The 16993-nt window shown below is 70.4% G+C and carries 16 protein-coding genes; 6 read left to right on the forward strand and 10 right to left on the reverse strand.

Going from position 1 to position 16993, the window contains the following annotated elements:
* Window positions 1-408 precede the first annotated feature (408 nt).
* The 6 genes from ABD287_RS12590 to kdd are packed head-to-tail and all read right to left on the reverse strand — an operon-like array spanning window position 409 to window position 7084.
* Entirely contained in the window at window positions 409-1737 is a 1329-nt protein-coding gene (locus ABD287_RS12590; protein WP_344172518.1) for a glutamate mutase L, read from the reverse strand.
* Window positions 1734-2126, reverse strand: a complete 393-nt coding sequence (gene kal, locus ABD287_RS12595; protein ID WP_344172520.1) for a 3-aminobutyryl-CoA ammonia lyase — start codon at window positions 2124-2126, stop codon at window positions 1734-1736. Before kal ends, ABD287_RS12590 begins: the two co-directional genes overlap by 4 nt.
* Entirely contained in the window at window positions 2123-2884 is a 762-nt protein-coding gene (gene kamE / locus ABD287_RS12600; RefSeq protein WP_344172522.1) for a lysine 5,6-aminomutase subunit beta, read from the reverse strand. The genes kal and kamE overlap by 4 nt, the downstream gene beginning before the upstream one ends.
* A complete protein-coding gene (kamD, locus tag ABD287_RS12605) occupies window positions 2881-4449 on the reverse strand; it encodes a lysine 5,6-aminomutase subunit alpha (RefSeq protein WP_344172524.1) in 1569 nt (522 codons plus the stop codon). Before kamD ends, kamE begins: the two co-directional genes overlap by 4 nt.
* Window positions 4449-6029 (reverse strand): amidohydrolase, encoded by a 1581-nt coding sequence (locus ABD287_RS12610; RefSeq protein WP_344172526.1) that lies wholly within the window; start codon window positions 6027-6029, stop codon window positions 4449-4451. The genes kamD and ABD287_RS12610 overlap by 1 nt, the downstream gene beginning before the upstream one ends.
* 5 nt (window positions 6030-6034) lie before the next feature.
* Window positions 6035-7084: an L-erythro-3,5-diaminohexanoate dehydrogenase gene (gene kdd / locus ABD287_RS12615; RefSeq protein ID WP_344172528.1), complete on the reverse strand. Its 1050-nt coding sequence runs from the start codon at window positions 7082-7084 to the stop codon at window positions 6035-6037.
* A 103-nt stretch (window positions 7085-7187) separates the two neighbouring features.
* Between kdd and ABD287_RS12620 the strand changes: the two genes are divergently transcribed.
* Window positions 7188-8585 (forward strand): KamA family radical SAM protein, encoded by a 1398-nt coding sequence (locus tag ABD287_RS12620; protein ID WP_344172530.1) that lies wholly within the window; start codon window positions 7188-7190, stop codon window positions 8583-8585.
* Between the two features lie 112 nt (window positions 8586-8697).
* On the opposite strand, the gene ABD287_RS12625 is transcribed toward ABD287_RS12620, so the two are convergent.
* Together ABD287_RS12625 and ABD287_RS12630 are read right to left on the reverse strand one after the other, a co-directional pair.
* Window positions 8698-8889 carry a CsbD family protein gene (locus tag ABD287_RS12625; RefSeq protein WP_344172532.1) on the reverse strand — a complete coding sequence of 64 codons (192 nt, stop codon included), beginning with the start codon at window positions 8887-8889 and terminating at the stop codon, window positions 8698-8700.
* Between the two features lie 69 nt (window positions 8890-8958).
* On the reverse strand, window positions 8959-9423 hold the full coding sequence (locus ABD287_RS12630; protein WP_344172534.1) for a universal stress protein: 465 nt from the start codon (window positions 9421-9423) through the stop codon (window positions 8959-8961).
* A gap of 1350 nt (window positions 9424-10773) precedes the next feature.
* Here ABD287_RS12630 and ABD287_RS12635 point away from each other — a divergent pair.
* The 3 genes from ABD287_RS12635 (at window position 10774) to ABD287_RS12645 (ending at window position 13026) form a co-directional block, all read left to right on the forward strand.
* Entirely contained in the window at window positions 10774-11295 is a 522-nt protein-coding gene (locus ABD287_RS12635) for a DUF4396 domain-containing protein (RefSeq protein ID WP_344172536.1), read from the forward strand.
* A gap of 211 nt (window positions 11296-11506) precedes the next feature.
* The gene (locus ABD287_RS12640; RefSeq protein ID WP_344172538.1) at window positions 11507-12472 is read left to right on the forward strand and encodes a DUF2332 family protein; all 966 of its coding nucleotides are present in this window, start codon (window positions 11507-11509) and stop codon (window positions 12470-12472) included.
* Between the two features lie 140 nt (window positions 12473-12612).
* A complete protein-coding gene (locus ABD287_RS12645; protein WP_344172540.1) occupies window positions 12613-13026 on the forward strand; it encodes a VOC family protein in 414 nt (137 codons plus the stop codon).
* A gap of 2 nt (window positions 13027-13028) precedes the next feature.
* On the opposite strand, the gene ABD287_RS12650 is transcribed toward ABD287_RS12645, so the two are convergent.
* The gene (locus ABD287_RS12650) at window positions 13029-13520 is read right to left on the reverse strand and encodes an Lrp/AsnC family transcriptional regulator (RefSeq protein WP_344172542.1); all 492 of its coding nucleotides are present in this window, start codon (window positions 13518-13520) and stop codon (window positions 13029-13031) included.
* A 56-nt stretch (window positions 13521-13576) separates the two neighbouring features.
* Complete coding sequence (locus ABD287_RS12655) at window positions 13577-14713, reverse strand: acyl-CoA dehydrogenase family protein (RefSeq protein WP_344172712.1); 1137 nt, start codon at window positions 14711-14713, stop codon at window positions 13577-13579.
* Window positions 14714-14784: 71 nt separating this feature from the next.
* Here ABD287_RS12655 and ABD287_RS12660 point away from each other — a divergent pair, with 71 nt between their 5' ends.
* Together ABD287_RS12660 and ABD287_RS12665 are read left to right on the forward strand one after the other, a co-directional pair.
* A complete protein-coding gene (locus ABD287_RS12660; RefSeq protein WP_344172544.1) occupies window positions 14785-15411 on the forward strand; it encodes a DUF2238 domain-containing protein in 627 nt (208 codons plus the stop codon).
* Between the two features lie 631 nt (window positions 15412-16042).
* Window positions 16043-16978 (forward strand): 5'-3' exonuclease, encoded by a 936-nt coding sequence (locus ABD287_RS12665; protein ID WP_344172546.1) that lies wholly within the window; start codon window positions 16043-16045, stop codon window positions 16976-16978.
* Window positions 16979-16993: the final 15 nt, after the last annotated feature.

Consider the following 16993-nt stretch of genomic DNA (forward strand, 5'->3'; position numbering starts at 1 on the left):
CTCCCAGATCCTGCCCCGGCCGGTGTGCCAGGCGACGTGCGCGACGACCTTCGGACCGACCCGTCAGAGACTGGATGCCCCCGCCGCGCCGTTGTCTACTGGCCGTGCGACCCTCGCCTGCCCCGCGCCGCCCGACGAACCCGCCGGGCGTGACGCCACCGCAGCGCGGCCGGTCCGCGCCGCCCCGCCGACCCCCGCCCGCTGGACCTGGGAAGGTGACGGTTCTAGACCCGTCACACGGCCAGCCGACGAAGGGACGAAGCGAACAACAGCCGCTTCCCGTTGTAGGACTAGCAGACGGTACGCGATGTGGACAGCGGGCCGTCAACCGGGACACGCGGCCGTCACCCGCCCGGGTCGGCGCGTCCCGGCCACCTGAGCGTCACCACGCCGTTTCATTTTGCGGGCTCACCCGACGGCAAGGTGGCGGCGCAGCAGCCCCGCCGCCGCATGCGGGTGCTCGGACGCCAACAGACCCGCCGCCGCCAGCACATAGTCGACGTCAACGACCGTCCGGGCGGCCCTGGGCAACGCCCAACCGCCGCCATGGTCGGCCACCACCGCCGACAGCACCTCATGGGCGTCACCGGGCGGGCAGTGCCGCAACACCCCACCGGAGCCGACCACCAACCGCACCCGGCGCAGATCCCGACCGTCCTCGCCGTCGACGCGGGCATGCCGACGCACCGCCACCGTCGCCGCCACCGTCGCCAACCGGCGGTCCACCGCCCGGCCCGCCGCGTCCACCGGCAACATGCCCGGGTCACCGGCCCGCAACCGGGCCTGCGCGGCCAGAACCTCGTCCACCGGCAGCCGTTCGACCGCCGCCGCGGCCACCACCGACGGCGCCGACCACCGCATCCCCAGATCACCCTCGACGGTCCGCGAGCGCCACAACACCCCCGCCACCTGCCGACGCACCCCCGCCAACGCCTCGGCGTCCGGCGTCAACGCCGAATACACATCGGTGGTCGCCCCGCCGATGTCGACCACCAGCAGGTCCCCGAGCCCGGAATCCGCCGCCAACTCCACCGCCGCGAGCACCGCGTCCGGGGTGGCCGCCCGCACCAACGACGCGAACCGGCGCCCCCGCGACAGCCCCTTCCCGCCGATGACATGGCGCAGGAAGATCTCCCGGATCGCCGCCCGCGCCGACGCCGGCGCCAACACCCCCAGCCGGGGCAGCACGTTGTCGGCGGTCACCACCGGCACGCCCCGGGCTGCCAACACCGCCGCCGCGTCCGCCCGCACCTCGACGTTGCCGGCCACCACCACCGGAACCCGCACCCGGGCCGCCGCCAACCGGGCCGCGTTGTGCGACAACACGTCGCCGTCGCCGCCATCGGTGCCGCCGACCAGCAGCAACACATCCGGACGGGCCGCCCGCAAACGCGCCACCGAGGCCGTCGTCAACCGCCCGGCGGCCACATGCGCCACCTGCGCCCCCGCCGACAACCCCACCCGACGCCCCGCCTGCGCGCTGACCTGAGGCTCGTAACCCACCACCCCCAGACGCAGACCACCGCCAGCGGACGAACACACCAACCATTTAGCGCCGGTGGCGCGCAGGCCGGCGCTCGCGGCGGCCACCGCCGCGTCCAGGCCGTGCAGGACGTCCGTGCCGGAGGTGGTGGGCCGGGTCGCCGACCCGACCAACGCCCCAGCGTCCAGGTCGACCACAGCTGCCTTGGTGAACGTGGATCCGACGTCCGCGCAGATCGCGAACCGGTCGGTCACGGCCGTGGCGGCACAACGACCGTGCCGGTGGCGGTGACCGCCACGATCGGCGGGTCCAGGACCTGCGCGGCGGACTCGGACGCCTGCGGGGTGCCCCGGCACACCACCGCCGCCTGGAAGTCGATGGTCCGGGACCGGGTCCCGACCCGGACGACCGTGGCGGTCACCTCGAGCACGTCCCCGGCTTTCATCGGGGCCCGGAACTGCACGTCGGAGTACGAGGCGAACAGGCCCTCGTCGCCGTCGGTCCGGATGCACACCTCGGTCGCGACGTCGCCGAACAGGGCCAGCGCGTACGCCCCGTCCACCAGGTTCCCGGCGTAGTGGGCGTGCGAGTACGGCACGTAGCGGCGGTGGACGACGGTCAGACCTTGCCGGGGGTCGCTCACGCGGCCTTCTCCTTCTTCGACTGCTGCCTACGGACGATCAACGCGTCAACCAGGTACGAGGCCACCTCGCGGGGGGTGGTGCCCCGGCCGAAGATCCGGTCCACGCCCAGGTCGGCGGTGGCCAGCTCGTCGAAGCGGGGGCCGCCGACGACCAGCAGCGGACGGCGGGCCGCCGGCATCGCCTCCCGGAACGCCGCGGACATCTCCCGGGTGTTGTGCAGGTGCGCGTCGCGTTGGGTGACTACCTGTGACACCAGCACCGCGTCGGCCTTCTCGGCGATCGCCGCCTCCACCAGCTCCGGCACCGTCACCTGCGCGCCCAGGTTCGCCACCTTCAACTCCCGGTAGTACTCCAGGCCCTTCTCGCCGGCGATGCCCTTGACGTTGAGGATCGCGTCGATGCCGACGGTGTGGGCGTCCGTGCCGATGCACGCCCCCACCACGGACAGCTTGCGACGCAGCCGCGACCGCACCAACGCGTTGACTTCCTTGGCCGACAGCAGCGGGAAGTCCCGCTCGGCAACCTGCACCTGCGACAGGTCCACCAGATGCGACGCCGACCCGTACACCACGAAGAACGTGAAGTCGCCGACGGGTTTGGCGTGCACCACCATCGCCGGGTCCAGGCCCATCTTGTTCGCCAGCTGCAACGCCGCGCCTTCGGCCCGCTTGTCGGACGGCACCGGCAACGTGAACGACACCTGCACCATGCCGTCGCCGGTGGTGTCGCCGTACGGGCGCACGATGGGGCCGCTCACGGCTGCTCCTCCAGGATGTGGGTGGCCGGGTTCCAGTAACCGTCAGCCTGCTTGGCCACACCGTCCAGGCCCTTGCCACGGTCCGCCGGCCGCTTCATGATCCCGAACGTGCCGTCGCCGATGGCGTTGAGCAACCCGTCGTCGACGATCCGCTCCAGCAACTCCACCGCCTCCCCCAACACCCGCGCCCCCCGCTGCTGGATGAACCCCCCCGGCGCCGGCACGAAATCCTCGTGCAACCCACCGGCCGCGCCCAACACGTACCGCACGTTCTGCAACGCGATGTCCCGGTCCGACAGCCACGGCGTCACCACCGCCTCGGTCATCATCCCCACCAGCAGGATCGACTGGCCGGTCATCGCCCCGATCAGGTTGAAGAACCCGTCGAGCAGGTTCCCCCGGAACACGTCCCCGGTCATGTGCTTGGTCGGCGGCATCCACTTCAACGGGGCGTGCGGGAACAACTCCCGGGCCAGCAACGCATGCGCCAGCTCCAACCGGAACGACTCCGGCGCCTCCGGGTTGATCTCGAAAGCGTGCCCCAGGCCCAACTGCCAGTCCGCCAACCCCGCCTCGTGGGCGAAGTACTCGTTGAGCAGCTGCGACACCGTCACCGTGTGCGCGGCCTCAACAGCGTCGGCGGTGGTCAGGTAGTTGTCCTCACCGGTGTTGATGATGATCCCGGCCCGGGCGTGCACCTGCCGGGAGAACCGCTGGTCGACGAACGTGCGGATCGGATTGATGTCCCGGAACAAGATCCCGTACATCGAGTCGTTGAGCATCATGTCCAGACGCTCCATCCCCGCCAACGCAGCGATCTCCGGCATACACAGGCCCGACGCGTAGTTGGTCAACCGCACATAGCGGCCCAGCTCCCTCGACGACTCGTCCAACGCCGCCCGCATCAACCGGAAGTTCTCCTGCGTGGCGTACGTGCCGGCGAAACCTTCCCGGGTCGCGCCCTCAGGCACGTAGTCGAGCAACGACTGGCCCGTCGACCGGATCACCGCGATGACGTCCGCGCCCGCCCGGGCCGCCGCCTGCGCCTGCGGAATGTCCTCGTAGATGTCGCCGGTGGCGACGATGAGATACACCCACGGCCGCTGCTTCGGGTCCCCGTGCCGGCGCACCAGCCGTTCCCGGTCCGCCCGCCGCCGGTCGATGAGTCTGATACCCGCCCCGACCGCCCGCCGCGACGAACGCCGCGCCGCCGTCAACGCCCTCCCCTGGGGCAACACGAACCGCACCGATCCGGCCGCCGCCCGCTGCGCCAACGCCGTCACCTCGGTCAGACCCTCCCGGGCCATCGCCTCGAACACCGGCAACGCCGCCCCGTGCTCCAAACCCACATCAGCGCGCACCGCGTCGACCAGCCGATTCACCCACGGAATCCCGTCCGGGTCCGCGCCGGCCACCCCGGCCAGCCGCAACACCGCCCGCTCCACCGACACCGTCGTGTGGCTGCGCGCCAGATCCACCACCGGACGCCCGGCCCGCCGGGCCAACGCCCGCGCCCGGCGGACCGCCCCCGGATCCAACGCCAACTTGCCGCGCGAACACGCCATCAAGAACCCTCATCCCGCTGAAAAATCGTCCTGCCGCGAACAACCGTCCGCTCACACACCGGCGCCGACGTCAACGCCCCGGCCCCATCGACCAACACCGGCAGGCCCTCCGACGTCCCAGCCGGGGTCGACCACACCGCGAACGTCGCCGGCGCCCCCGGCGCCAACGCGCCCTCGCGCTCGCGGACCTGCCGCAGCGCCCCGTCGGCCACCGGCCCCAACGCCCGCCAACCACCGCGGGTGTGCGCGGCGAACGCCGACCGTGTCGACATCCGCTGCCCGGGAACGTGGTGTGCCACCGCCGCCGCCACCGCGCCCCACGGGTCCAACGGCGTCACCGGCGCGTCCGACCCGAACGCCAACGTCACCCCGGTGGTGTGCAGCTGCTGCAACGGGTTCGACGCGAGCGCCCGCTCCACGCCCAACCGCTGGGCGTACATCTGTCCGTCGCCGCCCCACAGCCGGTCGAACGCCGGCTGCACGCTGGCCACCACCCCGAACTCCACGAACCCGGCGATGAGCGCCCGGTCCACCAGCTCGGCGTGCTCCACCCGGTGCCGGGCCGCGCGCACCGCCTCGACGCCCAGCTTGGCCGCCGCGGCGGCCAGACCGTCCACGACCGCCGCCAGGGCCGCGTCGCCGATCGCGTGGAAGCCGGCCTGCATACCGTGCGCGGCGCAGTCCAGCACATGCTCGGCGATCTGGCCGGCGTCCAGATAGGCGTTGCCGCAGCCGCCCGTGTCGTACGCCCGCGACACCCACGCCGTCCGCGACCCGAACGCCCCGTCGACGAACAGGTCGCCGCCGGCGCCGACCGCGCCCAGCTCCCTGGCCTTGGCCGCCCCGCCCAGCTCGCCCCAGTACCCGAACACCTCCGGCAGGCCGTCGCCGGACAACCCCAGCAACGCTGACAGATCAGCCTCCGAGGAGATCACCGGGCCGGCGCACTCGTGCGCCGCCCCGATCCCCAACGACGCCGCCCGCTCCAACATCGCCCGCTGCGCCACCGCCCGCTGCTGCGGCGACACACTGCCCAACGCCACCTGCCGGACCGCATGATGCGCCGCGCCGCGCAGCCAACCCGAACGGTCGAACCCGGCCGCCGAAGCCACCTGCGGGACCGCGTCCAACAACGGCTGCGACACCAGCGCCGAATGCACCGACGCCTGCGACAGATACACCCGCCGCCCGGCCGTCGCCTCCGCAAGGTCCCGGGCCGACGGCGGCATCTCGCCGGCCACCCAGCGGGACTCGTCCCAACCGTGGCCCAGCACCGTGGCGTCCGCCGGCAGCCCGGCGGCGAACGCCGCCACCCGCGCCAACAGCCGCGCCGGCGAACCCACCGACGACAGATCCAGACCCGTCAACGCCAGACCCGTCGCCGTGGCGTGCACGTGCGCGTCCACGAACGCCGGGCCCACCCAGCCGCCGGCCAGATCCACCACCACATCAGCACGCGGGGCGTCCTCCCCGGCGCCCAACCACGTCACCTCGCCGCCACACGTCGCCAACGCCGACGCGCCAGGGGCAGCCGCCGAATACACCCGACCATTGCGATACACCGTCACAGGGGAAGTCATGGACGTCAGTCTGCCCGCAGACGCGCCTCGAACAGAGACCGCACGCCCTTGTCCGAACGCAACAGACCCAACGCCTGCTCCGCGTGCCCCGGGACGAAACCATTGCCGACGAGCATCGACACGTCCGCCGCCAGACCCTCGGCGCCCAACGCCGCCGCCGCGAAACTCGTCGCCATCGAGAAGAACACCACCGTGCCGCCGTCGGCGGTAGCCAGGATCGCCCCGTGCTCACAGCCCGGAACGTCCACACACACGACCGTCACGTCCGCCGGGCCGCCCAGCGCCGCCGTCACCGCCCGGGCCAGTGCCACCGGATCACGCGCGTCAGCCAACGCCACCTCGTCAGCCAGACCCGCCTCGGCCAACAACGTCCGCTCCGACTCCACCGGCACCACGCCCACCGTGCGGGCCGCGCCCGCTGCCCGCGCCGCCACCAACGACAACGCGCCGCTCTTGCCGGCCCCGCCGACCACCGCCACCGACGGCGCCCGCCCCGGGCGCCGCGCCAAACAGTCGGCCACCACCCGGGCCGTCAACGCCGGCGCCCCGCACACGTCGAACACCGCCAACGCCAACTCCGGCGCCAGATCACCCGGCAGCTTCGCGGCCACGGAACGACCGAACAGGATCGCGTATCCATCACACGGGACCTGCTCGGAACAGCCGTCCCAGTCCCGCAGCGCGTCCTCGATGACCAACGGGGTCAACGTCAACGACACCAACGTCGCCACCTCGTCCCCCGCCACCAGGCCCAACCGCGACTGCGGCCCGACCTCCTCGACGACGCCCAGCAGCATCCCGCCCGAACCCGTCACCGGATTGTGCATCTTGCCCCGACGTCCGACGATCTCCAACACCTCGGCACGCACCGCCGCCCCATCGCCGCCGTGCTTGGTCCACAGCTGTCGGAAGCTCGCCGCGTCCAGATTCAGCCGCCGTACCCGCACCCGGATCTCGTCCGCGCCAACCGCCGCGCTGGTGTCCAACCGCTCCGCCGCCTGGGGCAAAACCCCCGACGGAGCAGACACCCGATGCAAACCAACCGGCGAAGTCATCGTCCAACCCTCTCGAAACAACAGAATTTCCGGCACTCTATTTCGTTAGCAAGAAATATTCCAGTACTCTGGGGAGGGTGAACATTCCATTACGCTGGCGCCCATGAATACGTGCGCCCCCAACCAGTGGAGCGAACCCCCCGCGCCCCACACCGTCAGCCAGCCCTACGAGTACCGCCGCCGCGTGCTCGCCGAACCCGACTGGACCCGCTTCCCCGGCTGGGCCGACATCACCCACGCCCAGTGGGAGAACGCCCAGTGGCAACGCGTCAACTGCATCAAGAACATCACCCAGCTCCGCAAGATCATGGGCGACCTCCTCGACGAACGCTTCTACACCGACCTCGAAGCCGACCAGCAGGCGCTCGCGACCATGTCGATGCTCGTCCCGCCCCAAATGATCAACACCATGGTCCCGGACGCGCCGATGACCACCGAGGCGTTCTACGCCGACCCGGTGCGCCGGTACATGATCCCGGTGGCCTCCGACCGGCGCACCGACTGGCCGTCGCACCCGCACGCCACCCGTGACTCCCTCCACGAGCACGACATGTGGGTGGCCGAGGGCCTCACCCACCGGTACCCGACCAAGGTGCTCGCCGAGCTGCTGTCCACCTGCCCGCAGTACTGCGGGCACTGCACCCGGATGGACCTCGTCGGCAACTCCACCCCCGCCGTCGACAAGCTCAAGCTGACCCTCAAACCCGTCGACCGGTACGACGCCCACATCGCGTACCTCAACGCCAACCCCGGCGTGCGCGACGTCGTGGTCTCCGGCGGCGATGTCGCCAACGTGCCGTGGAAGAACCTGGAGTCCTACCTCACCCGCCTACTGGCGATCGACTCCATCCGGGACATCAGGCTCGCCACCAAGGCGCTCATGGGCCTGCCCCAGCACTGGCTTCAGGACGACGTCGTCGACGGCATGGGGCGCATCGCCGCCACCGCCCGCGAGCGCGGCGTCAACCTGGCCGTGCATACCCACGTCAACCATGTGAACTCGCTGACGCCCCTGGTCGCCAAGGCCACCCGGATGCTCCTTGAGGTAGGCGTGCGCGACGTGCGTAACCAGGGCGTGCTCATGCGCGGGATCAACGACAGCAGCGCCGACCTGCTCGACCTGTGTTTCGGGCTTCAGGGCGAGGCGGGAATCCTGCCGTACTACTTCTACATGTGCGACATGATCCCCAACGCCGAGCACTGGCGGGTGTCGCTGGGCCACGCCCAGCAGCTCCAGCACGACATCATGGGCTACCTGCCCGGGTACGCCACCCCGCGAATCGTCTGCGACGTTCCGTTCGTCGGCAAGCGGTGGGTACACATGGTCACCGAGTACGACCGGGAGCACGGCATGTCGTACTGGACGAAGAACTACCGGACGTCCATCGAGGCGGCGGATGTCGAGGCGACCAGCAAGCACTATGTCTACTACGACCCGATCGACACCCTGCCGGAGTCCGGGCAGCTGTGGTGGGCAAAGCAGTCGGACGCCGCGGCCTGATCGGCCTGGAGCGCCACCCGGTTGCCGCATCACAGAGGTCGCAGCCCGACAATGGGACCGCGCCGGAATCCGGCGCGGTCCCATTGTTCTGTACGGTTAAGCCGAGTCCTCGTCAGCTGTGGCGGTCAGCGGCGCGCCGGGCGGCGTCCTTGATGTCTTCCATCGTCTGCCCGGCCTTGCCTTTGAACTTCTCGCCAGCGCCTTCGGCCTGCAGGTCCCGGTTATCGGTGGCCGACCCGACCTTCTCTTTGGTCGCGCCCTTGAGCTCGTCCGTCTTGTCCTGGATCCGGTCAGCGATGCCCATGATCGAACCTCCGTGTAGGTGGTTTCCGGTGCGAAGTCACCATGCCCCGAGCCGATGATCGGCAAACGCTCAGCCGTGCAGCACCGGCTCCGACGACGTGGCCGGCGCCGGTTTCGGCGTCGGGACCACCACCACCGGGCAGGTGGCCCGCCGGATGCACTCTTCACTGACCGAGCCCAACACCGTGTGCCAGACCCGCGAATGACCGTGGCTGCCGAGAACGAGCAGATCAGCGTCGCGGGCAGCGTCGCTCAGCGCCTCGGCGGCGCGGCCTTCGACCACCTCCGCGGCGATGGCGACCGTGGAGCGCAGGCGGCCTGACAGGCTCTGGACCTCCCGTTCCAGGGTCTGCTCGGCGAGGTCTCGCTCCGCCGAGGTGGGCAACATGCCGCCTTCGAGATTGTCCCAACGCCAGGTGGCGACCGCCTGGACCGTGCCCTGCCGTGCGGCGGCCTCCCGTACGGCCCATTCCAGAGCACGACGTCCACCCTCGGAGCCGTCCACTCCGACGACGATCCGGTAATTGCTGTCCATCGCTGCCTCCCTGTCGTAGGACATGTCGGCCGGTCGGGCCTTCGGGGTCCAGTCTGCGCCGCCCGCCCGGCCAAGTTCTTGTTTTGAGGGGTCGGCGCGAAGCGCTTCATTCAGTGATTTGGGGTGCGCTGGCGCACCCCGCCTAAGGCGTCCTAGGACACTAGGTGTGGGGTGGTGACCGGCGCTTCGCGCGGCGCGGAGTTGACGCAGCTGATTCGCGCTGGTGGCAGTTCTCACCTTTGATGCCCGGTCCTGGTGATGTTGATCGATCTTTATCCCGATGGGTAGCCAGCAGCGCTCCGGTCGTCGCTCAGATCGCCGCTGCGTTCGGCGCCACCCATCACCATTACCGATGGTGATGGTGATGGTGATGACACGGAACCCCAACCTTGTACATGGGGTCCGTCGTGTTGTGAGCCCGGCGCTGAGTAGCTGATCCACAAAACCAATCATTGATCCTGGTTAGTTTGGTTGCGGCAGCAGCACCTGCGCCGGATTCGGTGTCAGCAGGTAGATGGCGCCCTAAAGGTAATTCCGTCGGCGCCGGACCTACCACGACGAGTTGGTTTACATGGCTTCGATGTAGCCGCGGTGAAGGTCGCCGGCTCTTCTACAATGCACAGGTCACCGGATTACCACGGGCACCGTACTGGCCTGGATCCGGAACTCGCGGCGTAGGCGGTGTACCCATGGGGACGTGGCACACCGCGAGGCAGCCACGTCTGGTAACGGCCATGGACGCGGCCGAAATGCTGGAACACGTCGCCGTGGTAGAACCGACCACGGACGACCCTGCCAGTCGCGCTTGCGTAGACTGGAATCGACGATCTAATCACTTCTCGGCAGTACCGGGCCTCGGTCGACGCTGTGGACAACGTCGACCGGTTCGCCGCCGCAGCGGGGGACAAGCCGACGAGCACCCCGCCTGTAACGAAAGCTACCGTCGCAATGGCAATATTGGTCAGCCGACCCCCTAGTGGAACGCCCCAGACTGTCGACTCGGTTTTGTCGTTAGACATTGCTGCTCCTCTGCGTCTTGGCTTTTAGGAACCTGCTTTCTCATGCCCGGCGCGGTCATTTCCCGGTGCATGGCGTCCCCGTGGCAGTTCTCGACGGCACGGCTACCCCCCGCCCAGGGCCCAAAACGTATTGCCCGTGACCGTCCGGGCATCAGATCAGGGTCCAGCTGGGCAACCCGGGGCCACCGGTGACGCCGCGTTATCGGATCCGCCTGGCCACGAAGCGGGGTGACGGGAGGTGTCCGATGAAGTCCGAGGCTCGACCATCGGAACCCTCTCATCAACTATACCCTTCGGGGGTATAGTTGATGTTGCCTAAGGAGGCCTCGTCATGGATCACACCATCGATCACCAGCACACCGGCAGACGTCACGGCCACGCCTCGCACGGCGTGGCGGCGAGCGCCGGGCGCACCTCATGGGCGACGGCGGCGCAGGCGACTCTGCACTGCTTGACCGGCTGCGCGATCGGTGAGGTGCTCGGCATGGTCATCGGAACCGCGTTGGGCTGGTCGGCGTGGCCCACCGTCGCCCTGGCTGTGGTGTTGGCGTTCGTGTTCGGCTACGCGCTGACCATGCGCGGGGTGCTGCGCGCCGGACTCGACATGCGCACCGCGTTGAAGGTGGCTTTGGCCGCGGACACCGTGTCGATCGCCGTGATGGAGATCCTGGACAACGCCGTCATGCTCGCCGTGCCGGGGGCGATGGACGCCGGCACGGGTAGCTGGGTGTTCTGGGCGTCATTGGCGTTCGCCCTGCTGGTCGCGTTCGTCCTGACTACCCCGATCAACCGGTGGCTGATCTCCCGCGGTAAGGGCCACGCCGTGGTTCACCCGTACCACCACGCCCGCTGAACAGGGGCAGCGTCCCGAGCTCTGGCCCCCTCGAAGCCCGGGACGGTGCGGAGTCGGGTCAGAGGCTGGTGAACATCGTTCGCGCGTTCGGTCCCGAACTCCGCAAGGTCACATGCTGTGACGGATTACACAAATGCTTAATCGTCCTAGGAAGATTGGATCACAGCAGGGGTCCATTGCCAGACGGCGCCCCACAGGGCAGCGTGAGCGAATGAAGTCGACCCGTCAGTGGTACCTCAGGTTCGCCGTCGAGGCGCAGGCCGACGGCTCGCCCACCTACAGCCGGCTGGCGCATTCCGTCGCCGACGACCCCGCCACGCTGGGCCGGCTCCTGGAGTTGCCGTCGCGGCGTCGGCAACCGAACCTGCTGTTCGGCGCCGCACGGCTGCTCGGCGCGCCGCTGGACGACGGTCCACAGTTCCTGGCATGGGTCGCCGCGCGCTGGACGTCGGCGCGCGCCGTGATGGCCGAACGCGCCACCCAGACCAATGAGCCCGGCCGGTGTGCGACGCTGCTGCCGGTGCTGACCTCGCTCCCCCAGCCGCTGGCGCTGATCGAGGTCGGCGCGTCCGCAGGCCTGTGCCTGTATCCCGACCGGTACCGGTACCGCTATGACGACATCCACGTCGTCGGCCCGGCCGACAGCCCGGTGGAGCTGGCGTGCGCGACCAATCGCGCCGCGCCGCCACCAACCACCGTGCCGACAGTCGTCTGGCGGGCCGGCCTCGACCTCAACCCGCTCGATGTCGCCTCCGACGACCACCTGCGGTGGCTCGACGCGCTGATCTGGCCCGAACACGAACACCGACGCGAACGCCTGCGGGCCGCGGCGGCCATCGCCCGGCGCGAACCGCCCCATCTCGTCCGCGGCGACCTTCTGACGGACCTCGCTGCCCTCGCGGATCTGGCGCCGGCTGACGCCACCCTCGTGGTGTTCCACAGCGCGGTGCTGTCGTACGTGGCGGATGACCAGCGGGCCGCCTTTGTCGACACGGTGCGGGCGCTTCCCGGGCACTGGCTGTCACAGGAGGCGCCCAACGTGCTACCCGAGGTCAGCGCAGCGGCCGGCGTCGATGACCCGCTCTGGCGACAGATGCTCCTGGCCCTGGACGGAGCGCCGTTGGCGCTGGTCGGCGGGCATGGACAGCGCCTGGACTGGCTCAACGATGCCAGGTGATCCCACCTCGGGCCGATCATCTGGCAGGTCACCGAACGAGGCCCGCCTCGCGACAAATCCCCGGCCAGCCGCGGCCACCACGTTAGGCTGACGCCGATGTGACCGACGGCACGTCGAAACCTCACAGCAAGGAGCGAGCGGTGCCCTCACTTCTCAACCCGTACATCAGCTTCGACGGCGACGCGCGCCAGGCGATGGAGCACTACCAGAGCATCTTCGGCGGGGACCTGCGGATCAACACCTTCGGCGAGTCCGGCACCGGCGAAGGGGACCTCGCGGACAAGGTGATGCACGCAATGTTGAAGACGCCCAACGGCTTCGCGCTGATGGGCGCCGACAGCCCCCCGGGAATGCCGTACCACCCCGGCGACAACATCGCGGTGAGCCTCAGTGGGGATGACGGAGCCGAGCTTCGCGGCTACTGGGAGAAGCTCTCCGCCGACGGCGCCGTGTCAGTGCCGCTGGAAAAGCAGATGTGGGGCGACGAATTCGGCGCCTGTAAGGACAAGTTCGGCATCTCATGGATGGTCAACATCGGACAGCCGCAGGGCTAGGCTCAGGGCCGCTCGCCCGCTGGCGGGACGACGCCGGCGCCTGCGGACGGCTCACCGATCCGGGGCGAGCGCCGTTCATACGGGGTGGACAGGACGACGGTCGTACGGGTGGTGACGTTGGCGGCCGTCCGGATCTCCTGGAGGAGGCGCTCCAGGTCGGTGGGGCTGGCCACCCGCACGAGCAGCAAATAGAAGTCGTCGCCGGCCACCGAGTAGCACGAGTCGATCTCAGGCAGGTGCGCCAGGCGTTCGGGGGCGTCGTCGGTCTGCGACGGGTCGAACGGTCGGATCGCCACGAAAGCCGTCAGGGGCAGGCCGACGGCTTCGTAGGAGACACGGGCGGCGTAGCCATTGATGACGCCCCGCTGTTCGAGCCGGCGTACCCGCTGGTGGACGGCGGACACCGACAAACCGACCTTCTCGGCGAGGTCGGTGAACGATATTCGCCCGTCGCCGGCGAGCGCCGCGACGATGGCCCGGTCTGTCTCCTCCACGGAGGAGAAGCTACACCTTTGCGGCGCGGGCGGCCGGACCGCCGTTCGCTGCGGCGTCAGGCGCGGGTCAGGTGGCGGGAGATGACCAGGCGCTGGATCTGGTTGGTGCCCTCGACGATCTGCAATACCTTCGCCTCGCGCAGGTACCGCTCCACCGGGTGGTCGGCGACGTAGCCGTACCCGCCGAGGACCTGTACCGCGTCGGTGGTGACCTTCATGGCGGCGTCGGTGGCGAACAGCTTGGCCTTGGCGGCCTCCGCCGAGTAGGGGCGGCCGGCGTCGCGGAGCCTGGCGGCGGCCAGGGTGAGGGCGCGGGCGGCCGAGACCTGGGTGGCCATGTCGGCGAGCATGAATCCCAGGCCCTGGAAGGTGGCGATCGGTTTGCCGAACTGCTGGCGTTCCTTGGCGTAGTCGACGGCGTAGTCGACGGCGGCCTGGGCCAGGCCGACGGCGCAGGCCGCGATGCCGAGCCGGCCGGAGTCCAACGCCGTCATCGCGATCTTGAAACCGATGCCTTCGCCGCCGACGACCCGGCCGGCCGGCACCCGGGCGCCGTCGAAGACGATCTGGGAGACCGGGGAGGCGTTGAGGCCCATGGTCCGCTCAGGCTTGAGCGGGGTGATGCCGGCGGCCGGGACATCGGCCAGCAGGCAGGAGATGCCGTCGGGGCCGGGGCCGCCGGTGCGGCAGAAGATGTTGTAGAAGTCCGCCGAATGGGCGTGGGTGATCCACGCCTTGGCGCCGGAGACCAGGTAGTCGTCGCCGTCGCGGACGGCTTTGGTGGTGAGCGCGGCGGCGTCGGAGCCGCCCTGCGGCTCGGACAGGCAGTAGGCGCCGAGCAGCTCGCCGCCGAGCATCTCGGGCAGCCGCTCACGCAGCGCGTCGTCGCCGTAGGCGGCGACCGGGTAGCAGGCCAGGGTGTGCACGCTGACCGCCTCGGCGACCGTCAGCCACCGGGACGCCAGGATCTCCAACACCTGTAGGTAGACCTCGTACGGCTGCCCGGCGCCGCCGACCTCCTCCGGGTACGGCAGGCCCAGCAGGCCGGCGCGGCCCAGAGTGCGCAGCGCCGCGCGGGGGAACTCGGCGCGGGCCTCGAAGTCGGCCGCCCGGGGGGCCAGCTCCTTGTCGGCCAGCTCGGTGACCAGATCAAGCAGGTCACGGGCGTCGTCGGTGGGGAGGATGCGTTCGATCACCCGGTCACCCTAACGGGCACGCCGCGACGACCGCCACGGTGGAGGGCGGCCGTCGCTAAGGTGACCGGATGCCCCGTCGTGTCACTCCCCCGGTTCTCGCCGCCGTCGTCGCCCTGGCTCTGCTGGTGTCGGGAGTCGCGCCGCACGACCGGCTCACGTGGTTGCTGGAAACCATCTGGGTGATGGTCGGGCTGGCGCTCGCGCTGACGACCTGGAAACGGTTCCCGCTGACGACTCTGCTGTGCGTGCTGCTGGCCGTCCACGCGCTCGTTCTCATCGTCGGCGGGCACTACACCTACGCCCGGACGCCGGTGGGCGAGTGGCTCCGGGACGCGTTCGCGTTGTCGCGCAACCCGTATGACCGGATCGGCCACCTGGCCCAGGGCTTCGTGCCGGCGATCCTGGTCCGGGAGCTGCTGACGCGGACGTCGCCACTGCGCGGCAGCCGGTGGCTGGCGCCGCTGACCGTCTGCGCCTGCCTGGCGTTCTCGGCGTTCTTCGAGATGATCGAGTGGTGGAGCGCTGTCATCGGCGGCGCCGCGGCCGATGACTTCCTCGGTAGCCAGGGCGATATCTGGGACGCGCAGTGGGACATGTTGCTGGCCCTGGTCGGGGCGATCGCCGCGCTGTTGCTGTTGAGTCGCTGGCACGACCGGCAGCTGGCCCGCCTGGCTCCAGCCCCGCCGACACGTTGAGGCGGTCGCTGACGGGTAATCGGTCGACGATGAGCGGCGCCACGCCGGGAGCGGCCCGGCCGGTGGGTCGGGCCGAGGTGTTGTGCCAACTCGGGCACGGGCTGCGCCGACACGTGGTTCGCCGCCGTCTACGGCGAGCCCGGCATCGGCACGAGCTACGTGCTCGACGCCGTAGCGGAGCAGGCGGCCGACAGCGGAGTCACCGTGGCCGCGGGACCGGCGTCGGAGTACGAGCGGGCCACGCGCCACGACGCCGCCGCCCGAAACGCACCGGTTCGGCTGGCGCCGGGCCGTGCGCTCGCTGCTCGCGGCGCGGGCCGACGCCAGCGAGGGAGGGTTGCTTGTCGTGTCGTGTTGGACGACGTGCGCTGGGCTGACGCGGGCTCGCTGGAGCTGCTGGACCATGTGTTAAGGCACCCGCTCGCGGCTGACGGGCTGGAGAGGACAGCAGCGGACAACGCCGCCGCCAGTACAGGTCGAAGCAGCATCACGGGAGCCTCCAGGCAGTTGAGTCCGATAGGTGGGACCGGTCGACGGCGTCGAGGAAACGCCGCGGCGGCCCGCACAGACTCACCCGGCGACCGCCCCGCCAGCATCAGGGAAATGCCTGGGCCCGGCTAGGCTCGCCGTCGTGGAACCCACCGCCGCGCTGCTGGCCGTCGACGCGCCGAGCCTGTACTTCCGGGCCTACTTCGGCATCCCCGAAGCCGCCGCGCTGGCCCCCGACGGCGCCCCGGTCAACGCCGTGCGCGGCTTCCTCGACATGCTCGCCACCCTGGTGCGGACCAGACGGCCCGACCGGCTGGTCTGCGCCATGGACGCCGACTGGCGGCCGGCGTTCCGGGTGGCCCTGATCCCCTCGTACAAGGCACACCGGGTTGCCGACGGCGACGCTGAGCAGGTCCCCGACACGCTCAGCCCACAGGTGCCGATCATCGAACAGGCGCTGGCCGCGATCGGCGTCCCGGTCGTCGGCGTCGCCGGTTTCGAAGCCGACGACGTGCTGGGCACACTGGCCACCGGGCAACCCGGCCCGGTGGAGGTCGTCTCCGGCGACCGGGACCTGTTCCAACTGGTCGACGACGCCCGGCCGGTGCGGCTGCTCTACTGCGGCCGGGGCGTGGCCAAGCTGGAGGTGTACGACGAGGCCGCCGTCCACGCCCGGTACGGGGTGCCCGCGGGCGCCTACGCCGACTTCGCCGCGCTACGCGGCGACCCCAGCGACGGGCTGCCCGGAGTCGCCGGCGTGGGTGAGAAGACCGCCGCCCGACTCATCGACCGCTACGGCAGCGTCGCCGGCATCATCGACGCCCTGGCCGACCCGGCGTCGGCGTTCGCCCCCGGCCTGCGCGCCAGGCTGCTGGCCGCCGGCGACTACCTCACGGTGGCCACCCGGGTCACCCAGGTGGCGTGCGACGTGCCGTTACCGGCGTTTGCGCCCCGGCTGCCCGCCGCGCCCGTCGACCAGCAGGGTCTGCTGGCGCTGGCCGAACGCTGGAACCTGGCCGGCCCGTGCCGACGCCTCGTCGACGCGCTCGCCGACGCCGCGCCGCCCACCGACCGCTGACCGCTGACCGCCGGC

This window comes from Pilimelia columellifera subsp. columellifera, assembly GCF_039532605.1.
GTDB classification, from domain to species: Bacteria; Actinomycetota; Actinomycetes; order Mycobacteriales; family Micromonosporaceae; genus Pilimelia; species Pilimelia columellifera.